Source organism: Bacillus sp. FJAT-28004, assembly GCF_001280845.1.
Classification (GTDB): Bacteria; Bacillota; Bacilli; order Paenibacillales; family Paenibacillaceae; genus Pristimantibacillus.
In genome coordinates, this window is record NZ_LGHP01000002.1 from 511,679 (window position 1) to 531,417 (window position 19,739).

6 protein-coding genes are annotated in these 19,739 nt (G+C 40.2%); all 6 read left to right on the forward strand.

Annotation, left to right across the window (positions count from 1 at the left end; all coding sequences use genetic code 11):
- Positions 1-91: 91 nt before the first annotated feature.
- The 6 genes from AC787_RS24375 (at position 92) to AC787_RS24400 (ending at position 19,515) form a co-directional block, all read left to right on the forward strand.
- Positions 92-1,438: an ABC transporter substrate-binding protein gene (locus tag AC787_RS24375; RefSeq protein ID WP_054027566.1), complete on the forward strand. Its 1,347-nt coding sequence runs from the start codon at positions 92-94 to the stop codon at positions 1,436-1,438.
- Between the two features lie 91 nt (positions 1,439-1,529).
- Entirely contained in the window at positions 1,530-2,420 is an 891-nt protein-coding gene (locus AC787_RS24380) for a carbohydrate ABC transporter permease (RefSeq protein ID WP_054027567.1), read from the forward strand.
- On the forward strand, positions 2,417-3,253 hold the full coding sequence (locus AC787_RS24385) for a carbohydrate ABC transporter permease (RefSeq protein ID WP_063847668.1): 837 nt from the start codon (positions 2,417-2,419) through the stop codon (positions 3,251-3,253). The genes AC787_RS24380 and AC787_RS24385 overlap by 4 nt, the downstream gene beginning before the upstream one ends.
- 174 nt (positions 3,254-3,427) lie before the next feature.
- Complete coding sequence (locus tag AC787_RS24390) at positions 3,428-8,431, forward strand: glycoside hydrolase family 2 (protein WP_054027568.1); 5,004 nt, start codon at positions 3,428-3,430, stop codon at positions 8,429-8,431.
- Between the two features lie 293 nt (positions 8,432-8,724).
- Positions 8,725-13,479, forward strand: a complete 4,755-nt coding sequence (locus AC787_RS24395) for a discoidin domain-containing protein (protein ID WP_054027569.1) — start codon at positions 8,725-8,727, stop codon at positions 13,477-13,479.
- 117 nt (positions 13,480-13,596) lie between these two features.
- Positions 13,597-19,515: an endo-alpha-N-acetylgalactosaminidase family protein gene (locus AC787_RS24400; protein WP_054027570.1), complete on the forward strand. Its 5,919-nt coding sequence runs from the start codon at positions 13,597-13,599 to the stop codon at positions 19,513-19,515.
- The last annotated feature ends 224 nt before the right edge of the window (positions 19,516-19,739 follow it).

The window sequence follows — 19,739 nt, forward strand, 5'->3', positions numbered from 1 at the left end:
GTTTTATCATTCAGACCTCTTATCGTAAAGGCTATTATATAAACAGCAGAGGGGTTATAGCCTGCTCAAATAAGTATAGGGGGAATGTTATATGTTTAATGTTAGACCACGTATTACACGCATGCTAAGTTTGATCATGATCTCAGCCTTCATGATACCATTGTTATCAGCTTGTACATCGAAAGGGGATCCAGGCACTGCTAAGGGGCAATCCGTTCAGTCCGATACGCAGCAGGAGCAGAAAATAGAAGAGAAGGATCCTGTTACATTAAAAATCCCGATATGGTCAACGATTACGGAGGATTTATTTACGAAGCTGGATCTTGTAAACGAATACAAAAAGGAACATCCCAATGTCACCATTGAATTGGAACTATTAAAGGATACAGAGTATGAAAATACGATGAAGATCCGTAATGCAGCTAAGGAATTACCGGACATTATGCCGCTGAAATCGGTATGGCTGGTTAATTTCAAGGACAATATTCTACCGCTTGATGATTTAGATGCAGCCAAGAACAATTTATTTGCAGCTGATTTCAAGGTGAATGATCATATTCTTGGCATTCCGGAAAGCCAATTCAATGAGTTTGTCTGGTATCGGAAGAGTATTTTCCAGGAGTATGGAATTGAGATTCCAAAGACTTGGGGAGAGTTCGTAACGGCTGCTAAAAAGATTAAAGACGGCGGCAAATATATTCCGATTGCGATGGGCGGTAAAGACGCTTGGCCGAATTATCCTTTCAACGAATTTATGCCTTCTCTTGTAGCAGGTGATGGGAATTACTGGACTACGATGGCAACGATGGATGAACCTTTTACGAAAGGCCAGGCCTTCTATGATGCTTATGTGAAAATTCAGGAACTATATGATGGTCAATTGATGGGTCCTGATCCCCTCGGTGTTGGCTTTGACCAATCCAAGCTGATGTTTGGTTCCAAGCAAGCGGCGATAATTGCGCTTGGTCAATGGTTCGGCAGTGATTTGAAGTCGATGAAAGATGTGGATATCAATGATATAGGTGCCTTCTTGTTACCGGTTCGTGATTCCGAGAGTGATCCGTTTAATACTATTTCGATGGTAGATACGTTCTTTACGATTCCGAAAACTTCGAAGCATCCAGAAGAAGCGAAAGAATTCATTAACTGGTTCTTCAGTGAGGCATGGTACTCTAAATATTTGGGCGAAGCTCAGCTTCAATCGACGATGAAGGATATTAAGATTGATCTAGGCTCAATGTTCAATGGTGCTTTTGATGTATCAAATCTGAATTATGTGCTTTATAAAGGCGGCAGTGAGAATTATAAGAAAATTGAATCAGCGATTAAGTTCGATGTGAAGAAAATGGGTCAGGATATGATGGCAGGGAAGAATTTCGATAAGATGATGCAGGCAAAGAATGATAGCTGGAAAGATGCCCGTTCCAAATTAAAATAAAACGCAATTCGAAAGTTGAGTAATGAAGGGAAGGTGGCTACCGTTAAGTTTAGCCACTTTCCTTGTATATAAAGGGTTGGAGGGGTAGAAAATGAAAACGGTTTCATTACAAAGAAACATACTGTTATTCAGCTTTTTGTTTATTCCTGTATTGCTGCTTTTAATGTTCGTGCTGTACCCGTTGTTCGAACTTGTTCGATTAAGTTTTACCGATTGGAATGGAATGGATGCGAAGCAAGTTTACATTGGTTTCGATAATTTCATAAAGATGTTTACCGATTCATCAGATGTATGGCTGTCCCTTCGCAATAACGGAATCTATTTCATCTTTCATTTGATTATGATTCCGCTTGAATTAGCGATTGCGGTTGTATTGGACAGTAAGATTCGTGCCAGCAAGTTTTTTAAGGCAACCGTATTCATGCCTTACATTATTAATGGGGTTGCTATTTCGTATATGTTTGCTTTCTTTTATAGCCCCATTAATGGCGGGTTAAATGGCATTCTTGAAGTGTTGGGGCTAGATTCGCTCATACAGAACTGGCTCACGAATGAATCCATTGTTAACATTAGCTTGGTTTTTGTATCGATTTGGCGATTCTCAGGCTTCCATGTCATCTTATTCCTAGCGGGCTTGCAATCCATTCCTCAGGATCAATTCGAAGCTGCTGAAATCGATGGCGCGAACAGCATCCAGAGTTTCTGGTATATTATCGTTCCTGGGGTGAAAAAGGTGCTGGAGGTTCTTTTGTTCTTAAATGTTGTTGGCGCACTACAAGTGTTCGATATTCCCTATATTATGACACAGGGCGGCCCGGGTCATGCGAGTAGTACATTCACATTATATACCTTGGAGACAGCCTTTAAATTTAACAACTTCGGTATGGCTTCAGCGATGGGGATTACGATGTTAGTTCTCATTATTGTCCTGAATGGTGTACAGAAAAGGCTGTTCAACTTGAAGGGAGTTGATGAGGAATGACGCCTCGATTAGGAAGTATAGTGAAGAAGGTCCCTGTGTATCTCATGCTAATTGCGATTTGTCTGATAATCTTCATCCCCTTACTCATCACGTTATTCGCTTCCTTTAAAACTTCGATGGAGATAGGCTCTGAATTTTCGCTAAAGCCGCCTACAAGATTTGATTTTGATAACTTCCAAGTTGTATTGGAGAAAGGGAAGTTTCTACAGGGATTCGGTAATTCGATGTTCCTGGTTGCAGTCAGTGTTGTCATTAATTCTTTATTAGGAACAATGACAGCCTATGCGATAAATCGATTTGATTTTCGCTTGAAGAAGATCATTCTCGGTCTCTTTGTAGCCGGTATGATCATGCCCAGTATGATTACTGAAATTTCACGGTTTACAGTCATTAAAAATCTTGGACTTTATGATACGATTTGGGCTCCAATTGTGATTTATGCAGCAGCGAATTTGATTCAACTCTACATTTTCACACAGTTCATCAAGGGTATTCCCAAAGAATTGGATGAGAGTGCAATGCTGGATGGATGCTCATACTTTAAAGTTTTCTTTAAAATGATCTTCCCACTTCTGCTGCCGGCAACGGCAACACTAGCTATTATTAAAGCGGTTGATGTGATGAACGATATGTATGTTCCGTATTTGTACATGCCTTCAAGTAGTCTTAGAACGTTGACGACGACCTTGATGTATTTCAGCAGTTCCAAGTTTGGAAGTTGGGATTATCTCAGTTCTGCAATTATCTTGGTCATGCTGCCGACACTCTTGATTTACCTTGTATTTTCAAAGTATATTTTCAAAGGGATCGTTGCAGGTGCAGTGAAAAGTTAAGAAGGATAACAGTTGGGCAGCAAACAAAAACGGATACCGTCTCAAAGGATGGTATCCGTTTCTACTTAACACAGGGCAAAATGCATGGCTAATCACCCATCGAAAAAGCATTAACTTATCTGCAGCAGCATCTTCATTCCTGAAGCTTATATAATAATTTGACAGAGGTGTACGATGAAGAAAATAACTTTATGGCTTGTAATCTTCTCATTTATATTAGGAACGGAATATTCAAATCCAGTTGTATATGCACAGAGCGATAATACAGTTCAGACCACTGAGAACACCAATGGTAGAACAGTATTGAATTTTAATAGCGACTGGGGATTCTACAGAGGTGAATTAGCAGGTCCAGAGGCAATAGATTATGATGATCAAGCATTTGCCAATATTACGATTCCACACACCATGAGACTAGAGAAGAAGCATGCTAATGGTGGAAAAGCAGTATATCAAGGAATAGGTTGGTACAGACGTTATTTTACGGTTGACGAGATGTACAAAGGAAATACAATCAATATTGACTTTGAAGGTGTAATGACAGACAGTGAAATCTATTTAAATGGGGAAAAAATTTATACGCGTAATGGTGGTTATGTCGGATTCTCTGTAGATATTACAGATAAAGTGAAATTTGGTGAAACTAATGTTTTAGCCGTAAAGGTATCTAGCAATGATAGTCCAGATACACCGCCAGGAAAGCCAGTAGCCAATCTCGATTTCCATTACTACGGTGGGATCTACAGAGATGTAACCATGATAATTACAAACAATTTACATATCTCGGATACATTACAGGCTAATAAAACAGCTAGTGGTGGAGTTTTTGTGACTTATCCAGAAGTGAGAAAAACTTCTGCAAAGGTGAATGTAAAAACGCATGTCGTAAACAAGAATAATACATCAGCAGATACGAAGGTTGTAAGTAAGATTGTGGACAAGGGAGGAAATATCGTTGCTCAGGGTGAAGCTGATGCTGCAAGTATACCAGCAGATGGAGATAAGCAGTTTAATCAGGATGTAACGATAACTAATCCAAATTTATGGCATCCAGATACACCTTATCTTTATTCTTTAGTTAGTGAAGTATACAATGGGTCAACTTTAGTTGATTCTGTAACTACAAAGATAGGGATCAGAACAATAGAGTACAAGGCAGATGGTTTCTATATCAATGGGGAAAGATTATTTTTACGCGGAGCAAACCGTCATCAGGCATACCAGAATATTGGAGATGCAGCCCCTAACTCGATGCAGTATCGTGATGCAATGCAAATCAAGGAAAATGGATTTAATGCTGTTCGTGCTACGCATTATCCCAATGATCCGGCCTTTTTAGATGCAGCTGATGAATTAGGGTTATTAGTTATTGAATGTCAGCCTGGCTGGCAGAACTTCACAAAAAGTCAAAAATTCTATGATCTCACATTGAGAGATACACGGGAAATGATCCGACGTGACAGAAATAGACCGTCCGTCATCCTATGGGAAACATCACTTAATGAGACGGGCTATTCAGCAGCTTGGGCAAAAGAGGTTACTGAGATTGCTCATGCAGAATATCCTGGCAATCAGATGTATACAGCAGCAGACCATGGACTTCAGGGATCTTTTTATGATGTGAACTACAAAGTCGTGGATACGAATTGGGAAGAAGACCCAAGCAAATGGACTGATTTTGATCCCAACAAGCCATTTTTCACTCGTGAATGGGGTGATTTTGAAGAATCTAGCAAGGCGCTGAGAAAAGAAGGCGAAGACGCTATGATGACTCAGATTTTGACGCGTCAGAGATATTTAAATGGAGATGGTTACTCTGACTGGGGTGGCCTAGATGCAAATGACAGAATAGGTGGATACTTCTTATGGAGCTGGAATGACTACGCACGCGGATCAACAACGAAGACATTGGGAAGTGGAACAGTAGATATCGACAGATACGAAAAATATGACTACTACTGGTTCCAGTCCATGCAATCGGCTAGAAATTCTGTTCATGGACCAATGGTGTTTATAGCAAGCACATATTCTCCAACATCAAGCCTAAATATTAACGTATTCAGTAACTGCGATAGTGTGAAGCTCTATCAGAATAATGAATTGGTTAAAGAGATTACAAGGGAAGAGGCCCTGAAATCTGTTCCGAACATAGCTAAAAAAGGCGGCAGCCCAATATTTATATTTACTTTAGATCAGTTTGCAGCTGGAGAGCTTAGAGCAGAAGCTATTTTAGATGGAAATGTTGTGAAAACGCATACCGTTAATACACCAGGTCAAGCTGCTGGAATAGAAATTGAAGTACGTGACAGAGGAATCATGCCCGTAGCAGATGGTTCGGATTTAATCCCCGTATACTTCAAAGTCGTTGATGCAAATGGAACTGTCGTACCAAACTACGACGGTAAGATTAAAATTTCTGTATCAGGTGAAGGGGGACTCGTTGGAAAAAATATTGAAAGAATTAGTATTGAAGAACAAAGTGTTGAAGGTGGTATAGGTTTTGCATTTGTAAGAACTGCTGACGTCAGTGGAATTATAAACATTCATGCTGCAGCAGAAGGATTAAATGCAGGAGTAAAAACCGTTAGTACAGTACCCTATGAAGGTCAGTTTGTCCCTGACGGTCAGCATACACCATGGATTGGTGGCGTTGACAAGCTAGAAACCACAGAACAGACATATAAAAATATTGCAGTTGGTAAACCTGTTACAAGTTCTTCTGAACAATCAGGTAACTTTGCAAAGCATGCAGTAGATAATGACGAAGGTACAAGATGGTGTGCAAATGGATCATCCTTACCGCAGTGGATACAGGTTGATTTACAAAATAGCAGCACTTTGGCTGGTTTTCAGGTGATGTGGGAGAGTAGTACAAATGTTTATAAGTATTATATTGAAGTATCAGAAGATGGGACAAACTGGAAAAAAATTATTGATAATACATTAAACACGACGCCTAATGGATCTGAAGAAACAAAGCTTGTTGAAACAAAAGGAAGATATGTAAGATTAACTATTGTAGATCGTATAACAAATGGAGCTTGGGCATCTTTATTTGAGTTTAAGATCATACCTTCAGAAAATGAAGAACCAGGTGACATGATTACAGATGCGAAAATTGAATCCATTACATCATCTTCAGAAAGTGAAGCTGAGAGGGGGACGGATAAGCTTAGAGATGGTGTAACTACGATAGGAACAGGTTGGTTATCCAAGGAATTAACTCTTCCTCAGTCCGTGACAGTAAAATTCAATAAACCTCAATCCATCCTTGGAAGCCGTATTTTCTGGGAAAAGGACAGTAACTGGTACACGTATGATTTAGAAGTATCTACGGATGGTGAAACATGGCAAAAGGCACTCGATAATCGTTACGTAGGTGGACAGCATTTCACACCAGAAAGATTTGCTAAGCCGTATGACAACATGAATTATGTTCGCGTAACGATTAAGGACATCACTGCTGGCGGCGGGTTCAGAGTAGGTATGGCGGAAATGATATTATATGGACGGGATTATGAAGAACCAGAGTTGAAAGATTTTGACTATGCAAGTGATCTGGAATGGGCTTCAGCACACAGTGATTATAATGATGTTCTTAAGGATGAGCCACAGTATGGTGGTTCCTACCTAGAATTAAACACGGCAGCAGGAGTTCAGACCTTTACGAAAGGATTATCATCAGATACAAATTCAGAAGTTGTTTATCATGTAGATGGACGTGGGTATACAAGATTTCAAGCCTATGTAGGAATTGACAAGAAAGCTCCTAAAATGGGTGGGGAAGCTATATTTAAAGTATTTAAAGATGATGAGTTAATCTATACAAGCCCAGTAAAGATGAGAGATGACAACTGTGAATTTATTGATCTTGACATCACTGAAGCTAAGCAGATTAAGCTTGTTGCTGAATGGAATAATAATCCTGACAATCCTGAAGCAAGGTATAATACTCATGTTGACTGGGCAGATGCAAAATTCATCTATGACGTAACCGTACCAACGAAGGCAGGAACCATTGCAGGAACAGTGACAACTGGGCAAGACACTCCTGTAGAAGGTGCTAAAGTAAGTCTGACGGTAAGTGGATCTGTATACACTGCCACAACGTCATTAGAAGGAATCTATTTTATTGCGAATGTACCAGTTGGTACAGACTATACTGTAAAAGCTAGCAAGAATGGCTATACAGAGCAAAGTAAAAATGGTGATGTAATAGCAGATAAAACAACAACACTTGATTTTAACTTAGAAACAGCGGCAACAACAGATACAACTGCACCAACATGGTCAAAAGATGCTAAATTATCAGCTTCAAATGTTGGCAAAACGAGCCTTAAGCTTACATGGACAGCGGCTAGTGATGATACTGCTGTAACCGGCTACAAGGTTTACAAAGATGGTCATGTACTGGCTACATTAGCAGGAGATATGGTTAGCTACAACGTTACAGGTTTATTATCTGACAAGGCCTACACCTTTAAAGTCGAAGCAGGCGATGAAGCAAGAAACTGGAGTGTGGATGGTCCAAGCGTAAGGATAACGACAGAAGCTGACTCTTCGGGTGGTGGCTGGACGCCAACACCAGATCCAACACCAACGCCTAAGCCTATTGAACCAACAGAGCCGGTTGTGCCAATAGTAGAGTTTACGGACATTGTGGATCATTGGGCTAATGCTTCAATTAAAAAATCTGTAGAGCTAGGTTTTGTAAGAGGATATGATGATGGGACTTTCAGACCGAATCGCACTGTAACACGTGGTGAGTTTGCTGTGATGTTAGCTAGAGCACTGAAATTGGAGCCTAATGATACGGAGTTTAGTTTTGATGATAAAGATGAAACACCAGTATGGGCTCAGCCATTCATTCAAGCAATTGCTAAAGCAGGTTACATTTCAGGATACGAAGATGGTACATTCCATGCGAAAAATGAAATAACACGATCTGAATTCGTCGTTATTATTGTTCGTGCATTAGGTCTTGAAGTGGATTCTAATGCAGAACTGACATTTAATGATGCGGAGCAGGTTCCGGCATGGGCTAGACCCTATGTTGCAGCTGCTATGGAAGCAGGTCTGGTTAAAGGGAACGGGGATGGCAAATTCAATCCTAACGGTTCAACAACGAGAGCTGAGGCAATCACATTGATTTTAGGCATGTTAAACAAGCTTAAATAAGTTAGAGAAGAATCGCTATACTTATATTTCAGAAGAATAAATCCCCTTCAAGCACATACTCGAATGAAGCTTTTTGACTTCATGAGGTACGAGTGCGGTGGAGGGGGTTTTTCTTTTGCGCTTACCGTAAAATTTATCATGAAATCCAAATTATCGTCATTAACCTATCCATGGCGGTAGAGTAAGATGTAAACATAAATCATTCGATTTATTCATCGATCTTTATGAAAGCGGTTAAACGATATGTTAGATCATGGTATTCGAGATACTAAACCGAAGGAGGGAGTTTGAAAATGTTCAGTTCCAGACAAAAAGCAATGGTGCTGGTAATTCTAATTGCCATGTTTGTCAATTTTACACCTTATGCGAGGGCTGCAGACAATGGAAATGGTACATACACAAATCCAATAATGTGGGGAGATTATCCGGATAATGACGTAATCAGGGTGGGTGACACCTATTATATGTCATCAACGAGTATGCACCTATTTCCCGGAAGTCCAATCATGAGTTCCAAAGATTTAGTGAATTGGACATATGAGAGTTATGCTGTGAACAGAATGGAAGGAGACATGTACGACCTAAAGAATGGACTGACTGCTTACGACGAAGGTCCATGGGCAACCAGCTTAAGGTACCATAACGGTAAATTCTACTTGATGTACAACATTAATAGAGATGCAGCATACGTGAGTATTGCAAATAACGCAAAGGGTCCTTGGACGATTTACAAGTTAGAAGATGAGCTATACGATCCCGGACTATTTTTTGATGATAATGGAAAGGTATACGTTGTACATGGTCAAGGTCGACTATACCTAAGTGAGTTGAAGACTGTGAATGAAGAAACAGGTGAACTTTCTATTATTTCTAAGAGAGAGCCTGGAGCATCACGAAATGGAAAGATGATCTACGATTATAAGGGTGGTTATTATAATGAAGGATCACATGTATATAAAATTGGAGAATACTATTACATCCTAAGTACGCCGACCTGGGCTAAAGGTTCAAAGAAGGAAATAGCGATCAGAACAAAAGACTTGGCTAATGGTCCTTATGAAGTAAAGGATATCATGACAAGCTTTATGAATTTTACAGGCAATGGTATACACCAAGGTGGTATTGTAGATGTTCCTCAGGGTGAGGGAAAGGAATCAGAATGGTGGTCGGTCATATTCCAGGATCGAGGAAAGCTGGGACGTGTTCCAACATTGCAGCCAGTGTACTGGAAAGATGAATGGCCATATATAGGAGAACTGGATGGAGAAAAAGCGGTTGTTACTTTAAAGAAGCCTAATATACCAGGTTTGGGTACAACGGAGCCAAGGGCACCAGAAACATCAGATGATTTTAGTAGCAGTGAGTTAGGTCTACAATGGCAGTGGAATCACAATCCCGACAATGAAAAGTGGAGTCTTACTGAAAGACCAGGATATATAAGACTTAGAACATCTAGTGTAATAAATTCTTTAGCATATGCAAGAAATACACTTACGCAGAGAATCATTGGTCCGGACAGTATAGGAACTGTACAGATGGATATAAGCCATATGGCTGACGGTGATCAGGCAGGATTATCTGTCATACAAAAAGATTCGAACTTCATTGGAATCAAGAATGAAGATGGACAGAAGAGAATCGTTGTTCAGGACTTATGGACAGAAGAGGCATCTATTGATCTTCCAGAAGGTACAACGAATATCTGGTTTAGAGCTGAAACCCCGAGATTTGAATATCGAACGGAGTTCTCATACAGCCTCGACGGAGTCAACTTTACCAGATTAGGCGGAAGATATGAAATGCGTTATGGGACATACGTGGGTATGAGATTTGGTATTTTCAATTATGCAACAAAAGCCCTTGGCGGATATATTGATGTTGATTCATTTGAACTGACAACGACTGAAAATCAAGGGAATTTATTTCGTGTAGATAAGAAAATTGATGCTGAACGTTATGATGATCAAAACTATGTTACAGATAAAAATCTTACGATTAACGCTAAAACAGAGTGGACAAATGATGATGTAAACAGCGGATACGACCAAAGTATGGCTAATATCAAGAATGGCGATTGGCTGCGTTATGACCAAGTTGATTTTGGTAATGGAGAGGCAAAATGGTTTAACGCAAGAATAGCCAGCAACAAACCTAGCGGCACGATTGAGGTTAAACTGGCTGATGCAGAAGGCAATCCGGCCGAAACGATAGCCATACTACAAATTCCAAATACAAGTGAATTGAATGCGTATGTAAATGCTAAAGCAGAGCTTACAAAAGAAGTTACAGGTAAGCAAAAAATATTCTTAGTGTTTAACGGCGCTGATACGGAAATATGCAAGCTAAACTGGTTTATGTTTGGTTCTGGTGACTATCCGGAGATTGCAACAGCTCCAGCTCATGTTCAAGTGGATTCACCAAACAGCCCAACGATTGATATCGCATGGGATGCTGTATCCGGAGCATTACAGTATGATATCAAAATTGACAATAATATCATAAGCAATGCTACAAGCCCATTTTCAGAAACAGGGTTACTTGCTGGATCCACTCATACAGTACAGGTTAGATCCAAGAACTTTGCTGGTTCCAGTGAATGGAGTGAGGGTGTAAATATATCAATAGTAGCTGATCCTGAAATGATTCCTTTAAGTGGTATGACGGTAACTGCTTCAAGTGAAGAAACGGAAGACGAGGATAATAAAGCAGGAAATGTCATAGATGGAGACATAGATACGATCTGGCATACAAAGTGGAATGGTGGAAATACGCCTCCTCACACCTTGGATTTCAACTTAGGACAAATATATGATGTATATAAGCTTAAATATATTCCAAGACAGTCAGGTGGAGATAACGGTATCGTAACCAAGTACAACATCTACACAAGCATGGATGGTGTTAATTACACCTTGGTCAAGGAAACAGGAATATTTGTAAGCGATTCCACGCCAAATACAGTAACATTCAAACCCACTCCGGCTCATTACCTGAGATTTGAAGTATTGGCTGGTAAAAATGGATTCGGTTCCGCTGCAGAAATGAACATTTACCAAAATGCAGATTCAATACCGGTTGTATCTGACCACAAGATAGCAGCAGCAAACAGCGAACAAGCAGGCTTTGAGGCTTCAAAAGCTAACGATGGTGATATAGCTACTGCATGGAAGGCTGTATATGAAGATCCGATGAGGACTTGGACGGTAGACTTAGAAGACAAGTATGACCTGACAGAGATCGAGCTGGAATGGGCTGCAGAAAACGCAAGCAAATACAAGGTTGAAGTGTCAAGTGATCACAAGGTATGGACTTCTGCAGTTGATAGAACGGCGGATACAGAAACCAGCAAGGTTAAAACGGACAGAGTTTCAAATAAAGAAGTAAGGTATGTCAAGGTAACTTTTACTGAAGGAATTGCTTCGATTGATGAAATAAGAGTTCGCGGTATGAAAAGTGTAATTATACCGGAATCCAACGATGTCGTATTAAACAAACCTGCTACTTCAGATAGCCAGCAGAATAACAATCCAGCATCAGCAGGTAACGATGGGGATGAGTCAACTCGTTGGTGTGTGGCTGATGATAAGAATCCACACTACTGGCAGGTGAATCTGGGAGAAAAATATGATTTAACAGGTTCAAAAGTAATATTTGAAAAAGCCGGTAAGGCGATGATGTATAAGATCGAGGTTTCAAGTGACGCTGCAACTTGGACGACCGTGATTGACCATATGAATAACTCAACCAATACGGAACAAGTCAGAACAGATAACTGGACTGCTAAGGGTGCCCAATATATCAAGGTAACTGTCATGGGATACCCGGATCTATGGGGAGGTTTCCGTGAGTTTAAAGCTTACGGTGCTAAATCACCAGTCGTGGATACAACAGCGCTAGAAGCAGCGATTGCAGCAGCTCAGGTAAAAGTGGATCAAGCAGTAGTTGGTGATCAACCAGGACAATATCCACAAGCAGCAGTAGACGCATTCAAAGCAGCGATTGTAGCAGCACAAGGCATTGTAGAGACAACAACAACTCAAGAAGAAGTGAAAGCAGCGATCGAAGCGCTTCAAGCAGCGGTCAAAGCATTCGATGATGCCAAGGTTCCTGAGGAAGAACCACCAGCAGACGCAACTGCACCAACATGGACAATAGATAAAGTATTGAAGACTTCAAATGTTGGCAGAACTAGCCTTACACTTTCATGGAAAGCAGCAGTGGATGATACGGCTGTAACAAGTTATAAAGTTTACAAGAACGGAAGCGAACTAGTTACATTAGCAGGTGATATCACGAGCTATACAGTCAGCGGCCTTTCATCTGACACGACGTATACCTTTAAAATTGAAGCAGGTGATGCAGCAGAAAACTGGGGCGTAGATGGTCCGAGTGTAACGGTGACGACTGAAGCTAGCTCTCCGGGTGGTGGATGGACACCTTCACCAGATCCAAAGCCTACTCCTACGCCAAAACCAGGAGATGGTAATAAGCCAACGAGTCCTGAACCTCCAAAAGTAAAGCTTACTGATTTTGCGGAACATTGGGCAAAGGCTTCTATTGAAAAATCGGTTGAACTTGGTTTTGTAACTGGCTATGAAGATGGAACTTTCCGTCCGAATGGTACCGTAACACGTGGTGAGTTTTCTACGATGTTAGCAAGAGCGTTGAAATTGGAACTTGGCGATGCTGAGTTTAGTTTTGATGATCAAAAGCAAACACCAGTATGGGCTCAGCCATTCATTCAAGCAATTGCTAAAGCTGGTTACATTACGGGATATGAAGATGGTACATTCCGTGCAAATCATGAAATAACCAGAAGTGAATTAGTAGTTATTACTGTTCGTGCACTGGGTCTTGAAGTAAATCTTAAGGCAATACTGGCGTTTGATGATGCAGATCAGATTCCAGTGTGGGCAAAACCATATGTAGCAACAGCTGCAGAAGCCGGCTTAATTAAAGGGAATGGGGATGGCAAATTTAATCCGAATGCCTCTTCCACGAGAGCTGAAGCAGTCACTTTGATTCTAGCAATGCTAAATGCAAAGTAAGTTTTGTTTTAGATTTCATGGAACTCAAAGGAGGTGATGCTGACTTCATGGCAATTGTATTAAAGATTAATTATAAGAATTTGAAATTAATAGATTAAACCTGAAGGGGGTAAAAAAATGTCACTGTCAAAGGTAATGAAAAACGTAGCAATTGTGGTAGCCTCTGTACAGTTGGCTAGCATTACAATTCCTGTATTTTCAGGAATTGCAGATGCTGCAACTTACGATGGAATCATAGCAACAAATGAAATGAAAGTTGAAGTGGACCAGAATTTCCCAAGGGTAATAAAGTATGAGTTAAATAATAAAGTATTAAATGGTTCAGAAGATGTACTAAACACAATAAAAATTAACGGAATAGACTATGTACCGAAAGTAGATTATACGGAAAGCGAAAATAAAGCCGATTATACATTAACGATTGACGAACTAGATGTAGTAATAAAGTTGTCATTAACTGTTACTGACAATACACTTGACTTTGAGGTAACTGATGTGCAAGAAAATGGTACAGCAAGAATACACACTATTGATATTCCAAACCATAGCTTGGTATCGGTAAGAAGTACAGAAGCGGGTGCCAAATTTGCCGGTTCCAGAATGGAAAACGCTGTTTATAAAAAAGGTGATGTGTATCAAGATGTATCAAGTACTCCTATGGTAGATAGTACACCAAAAAACTATATGTACGCGTTCATTAACAATGATGAATTAGCAGCTGGTGTTTGGTCCAATGCATTTGGTGATACAAATAAAGATGGAGATAATGACAACCACCGTATTGTGAAGCAAACTACAGAGAAAACAGGTTACTCTCGTACAGCTTTGTGGAGTGCTTCATGGGTATATCGTGGAAATGAAATGCCAGAAAATTTAACTGAGCCATTACCACATACGAAGGTAGTTATTACAGAGGACGCAAATGGTGATCGTCAAATAGACTGGCAGGATGGAGCTGTTGCATTCCGTGATATTATGAACAATCCAATTGGCAGCGACAGAATGTCTGAGCTTGTTGTTCAACGTATACCGATGAACTTTGGCAGTCAGGCAACAAACCCATTTTTAAAGACACTAGATGAAACGAAGAAAATATATTTATCAACTGACGGGCTTGGACAGTGGGTGGAATTAAAGGGTTACCAAGCAGAAGGTCATGACTCCGCGCATCCAGATTATGGTGGACATATAGGTGTACGTCAGGGCGGACAGAAGGATATGGATACACTTGTAAGAGAAGCGCAGAAATATAATGCTTTCATGGGTGTACATATTAGTGGTACAGGTGCTCACCCAGAAGCAAAGGCTTTTGATGATAAATTAGTTAATATGAACAAATTTGGTTGGGATTGGCTTGATCCATCATATGACTTTGATGATCCTACATACCGAAGAGAAGTTTATACTGGCAACAGAATGAAACGTTTAGAGATGTTAAAGGAAGATGCACCAACACTTGATTTTATTTATGCAGATGCTTGGTATGAACAGGGCTTTAATGGAAGAAGATTTGCAAGAGAAGTGAATTCTTTTGGATGGACTCTTACTACGGAGTTTCCAAATGTATTAGAAGATGAAGCCGTTTGGAATCACTGGGCAGTTGACTATGATTACGGCGGAAAGAACATCAAGGGATATAGCAGTGATATCGCAAGGTTTGTAAGAAATCACCAGAAGGACGTTTGGATCGCTCGTCACCCAATCCTTGGCGGTACTGAGGCAAATGATGCAGAAGGATGGCAGGGAAGAGTAGATTATGATGAAATGATTGATATTGTATTTAAAAACAATTTACCTACGAAGTATCTGCAAAGCTTCCCTATGACGAAGTATGATGTAAAAGATAATGTGGGACGAGTTGAATTTGAAGGAAATGTTGTTGCCGAAAGGGCATCAGACGGAAAGAGAACATTCACAAAAGATGGTAAGAAACTTCTTGAAGAAGATGTAACCATTCAAAAAGGAACAAGTAACGGTAATGTTTATGATGTTGTAAAATACAACAACCTCAAATATTTGTTGCCATGGTCGCCAAATGCCGATAAGACAGGAAGCGAATTGGCTGGTCCTGAAGAAAAACTCTATCACTATAATGAAAACGGTGGAACAACGACTTGGGATCTGCCAAATAGCTGGAACAATGTATCGACAGTTAAGTTGTACACATTAACGGATACAGGTAAGAAAGATGAAAAAGTCATCAACGTAGTTGATGGCAAAATCACGATCGATGCAGAAGCAAAACAAGCATACGTTGTATACAAAGGTGATGTTTCTGTAACGGCTGAAGTTATGAATTGGGGATTTGGAATGCCTGCAAAGGATCCAAGCTTCAACAGCGGAACATTAGATCACTGGGATGTAAAGAGTGGTGCAGCAACTGTAGAACGTAACCATCGTGGACAGTATGAAGTAGTAATCAAAGAAAATATGGAAGAAACGGTATTAGAGACTCAATTATCGGGATTGCAGCCGGGAACATACTCAGCTTCCATTTATGTTCAGGTAGGGAATACACCAAACAGTACAAACGGTAGTGATTCCAACACGGCAGGATATGCAAATCGTAAAACGACGATTGGTGTTAAAGATTTTGGCGGAGCAGATATAACTAACTATACGGAAAGTTCACCACTTAAAAACTATATCTCAGCTGACTCCAAGCACAGCACCAATATGCAGAGAATGAGGGTCATATTTGATGTAGCAGCCGGACAGGAAACTGCAACATTGTACTTGAAGGTAGCTCCAGGAACAGCGACTGTAACATTTGACGATGTTCGCTCTGTACCTACCCAGAGAGTTGTACCACAATCTCCAGGGGTCGTAGTAGCTGAAGATTTTGAACATGTTGACCAAGGTTTGACTCCATTTGTTATAGCAGATGCTGATGGCGTAAGTGATCCACGTACTCACTTATCCGAATTACACGCTCCATACACTCAAAAAGGGTGGAATGGAAAAGAAGTTGATGATGTATTAAATGGTGAATGGTCTATTAAGTCACATAAGACAGGTGCTGGTCTCATCATGAGAACATTACCACAGACTTTAAGATTTGATAAAGGAATATCTTACGAAGTTTCATTTAAATATGAAAGTCAGTTTGATAAAAAGATAAACTTTGTTGTAGGTAACGGTACGAAGGAATTGATGAATATACCGATGCCACAGGCAACCGTTCCTACACCGTTTACTGTTAAATTTACAGCAAGTACAGAAGATTTTTGGATCGGAACAAGAAATACGGATGGAAGTTCAGCAGGAGACTTTATCCTTGACGATCTAGTGGTTCAGGAAGCAAAGGATGCTACCATTGAACCACCACAAATTAAACCTGTTGACTTAGCAGTAATACCTGTAGATGGTATCACTGCAAGTGCAACTGGCTATGAGCTAAGTGATGCTCCTGAAAATGTACTTGATGGAAACATAGGTTCATTGTGGCACACAGCTTGGGATGGAAGTGATACCTTACCACAATCCATCACGCTCGATTTAGGTAAAGCTTACAATGTAAACCGAGTAGATGTAATGCCAAGACAGGAGAAAAATAGTAAAGGAGAAGCAAGTGGTAATGGTTTTATTTCAAAATATGAATTATATCTTAAATATGAAAATCCAGCAGATAATGGAGACGCAAAATTAGATACTGAAGGGTTTGTAAAAGTTGTTTCAGATGGTGTATGGCAAAAGACAATTGATACAAAGCAAATAGCTATTGATAGTTCAAAGCCAATAACTCATGTTAAGTTAACGGCGTTAGAAGGTATTAATGGTTGGGCGAGTGTAGCTGAGATGAGAGTTGCTCAAGAAGCTCCATCAATAACTGGACCCGCTACCGTTGAAGTTGGCACGACAGTTGGCATGCATCCGGAAATGCCTGCAACCGTAAAGGCAATTATGAGCAACAACACAGAAATGGAATTGCCAATTCAATGGCCAGTAATTGCCCCTTCAAAATATGCTGAAGCAGGAACATTTGAAGTCGTAGGGCACATTAATGGAGTTCAGGATGCAGCTATTACAGCTACTGTAACCGTAACAGCTAGCGGTGAAGTAGATATCGTAGATGCAAAAGTGATGACTGTTTACACGACAGTAGGAACTGCACCTATCATGCCAGAATCGGCTAAGATGATCACTTCAAATGGTACAGTTATTCATCTACCTGCCGCTTGGGATTCAATAGCTGAAGATCGTTACATGAATGTTGGATCTTTTAATGTATTGGGTACCGTAGAAGGTACGAATATTAAAGCTCAGGCGATTGTTATCGTTACAAATTCTGCGGCTACAATCTTTGAAATTCCTAAAGTAAAAGTAAGTACAGTCATTGGCAAAGCACCAATACTTCCAAATATGCTTGAAGTAACATTAAGTGATAATACAAAGAGATTTGTATCTGTTACATGGGATCGTATTTCGGATGAACAACTAAGTATTGAAGGCCAGTTTACTGTAAATGGTACGTTAGAAGGTACGGATAAGAAAGCTGTTGCAGAAATTACAGTAAAAGAAGATCCAAACATTGCATTGAAGAAACCTGCAACTGCAAGCAGTGAACAATCAAGTAATACGGCAATGATGGGGAATGACGGTCTAACATCAACTCGTTGGAGTGTAAGTGATCCAAGTACTGCACATTGGTGGCAGGTTGACCTGGGAGCACAATACGATGTTACGGGTTCAAAGATTTTCTGGGAAACAGCTTCAACTACGATGAAGTATAAACTAGAAGTATCTCCTGATGGCGAGAACTGGACAACAACTGTCGATAAGTGGAACACTCCAGTTACTGAAAATTTTACAGAAGATTCGTGGTCAGCTGAAAATGTTAGATTTATAAAAGTGAATGTATTGGGTATTGACCCAACATGGGCAGGTTTCCGTGAGTTTGAAGCTTACGGTGCGAAATCAACTGTAGATCCAGGTCAAGAATATGCAGTTGAAGTAGTAAATGGTGATGGTAGCGGAAATTATGCTAAAGGAGCGACCGTTACAATTTCAGCATATGGGGCACCAGAAGGCCAAGGATTTGACAAATGGATTACGGATAACATTAACGTTGTATTTGAAGATGCAAGTGCAACAGTTACTACATTTGTAATGCCTGATGAAGCTGTTAAAGTAACAGCAATTTATAAGGACGAAACACCAGCAGACGCAACTGCTCCAACATGGACAGAAGATAAAGCATTGAAGACTTCAAATGTTGGCAGAACTAGCCTTACACTTTCATGGAAAGAAGCAGTGGATGATAAGGGTGTAACTAGCTATAAAGTTTACAAGGACGGAAGTGAACTCGTTACATTAGCAGGCAATATCACGAGCTATACAGTCAGCGGCCTGTCATCTGACACGACGTATTCCTTTAAAGTTGAAGCAGGCGATGCGGCAGGCAATTGGAGCGTGAATGGTCCGAGTGTAACGGTGATGACTGAAGCTAGCTCTTCGGGTGGTGGCTCGACGAAGCCTGAAACGTCACCTGAAACGCCAAAAGTGGTGCTTACGGATATTGCGAATCATTGGGCTAAAGCTGCTGTAGAAAAATCCGTTGAACTTGGTTTTGTTACTGGCTATGAAGACGGAACCTTCCACCCGAATGGTACTGTAACACGCGGTGAGTTTTCAACGATGTTAGCAAGAGCGCTGAAATTGGAGCATGGTGAGACGGAGCTTAGTTTTGCGGATCAAAAGCAAATACCAGCATGGGCTAAACCATTCATTCAAGCACTTGTTAAAGCTGGATTTATTACGGGATACGAAGATGGTACATTTCGTGCAGATAATAAAATATCCAGAAGTGAATTCGTCGTTATTATCGTTCGTGCACTAGGACTTGAAGTTAATCCAAAAGCATCAGTGGCGTTTGATGATGCAGATCAGATTCCAGTATGGGCAAAACCATATGTGGCAACAGCTGCAGAAGCAGGTTTAATAAAGGGTAATGGGGATGGTAAATTTAATCCTAATGCTTCTTGCACTAGAGCTGAAGCCGTCACTTTGATTTTGGCTATGTTAAACGCAAAATAATTTTTATATTAAATTACAGTAAATTTGTTTTGAACTACTTGGGTGAAAGGAAGTCTCTTCGAAGAGGATCGTCAGCTCTAGTGCTGATGATCTTCTTAACTCTATAACTCCAAAGAAGTTCTCAGATATAGGTGATATTTTCTAAAATAAGTATTTTAATAGAGTAATTTCGATAAGAGAGAGCATTGAATGATTTATCCAAGTATATCGAAAATTTCGTAGAT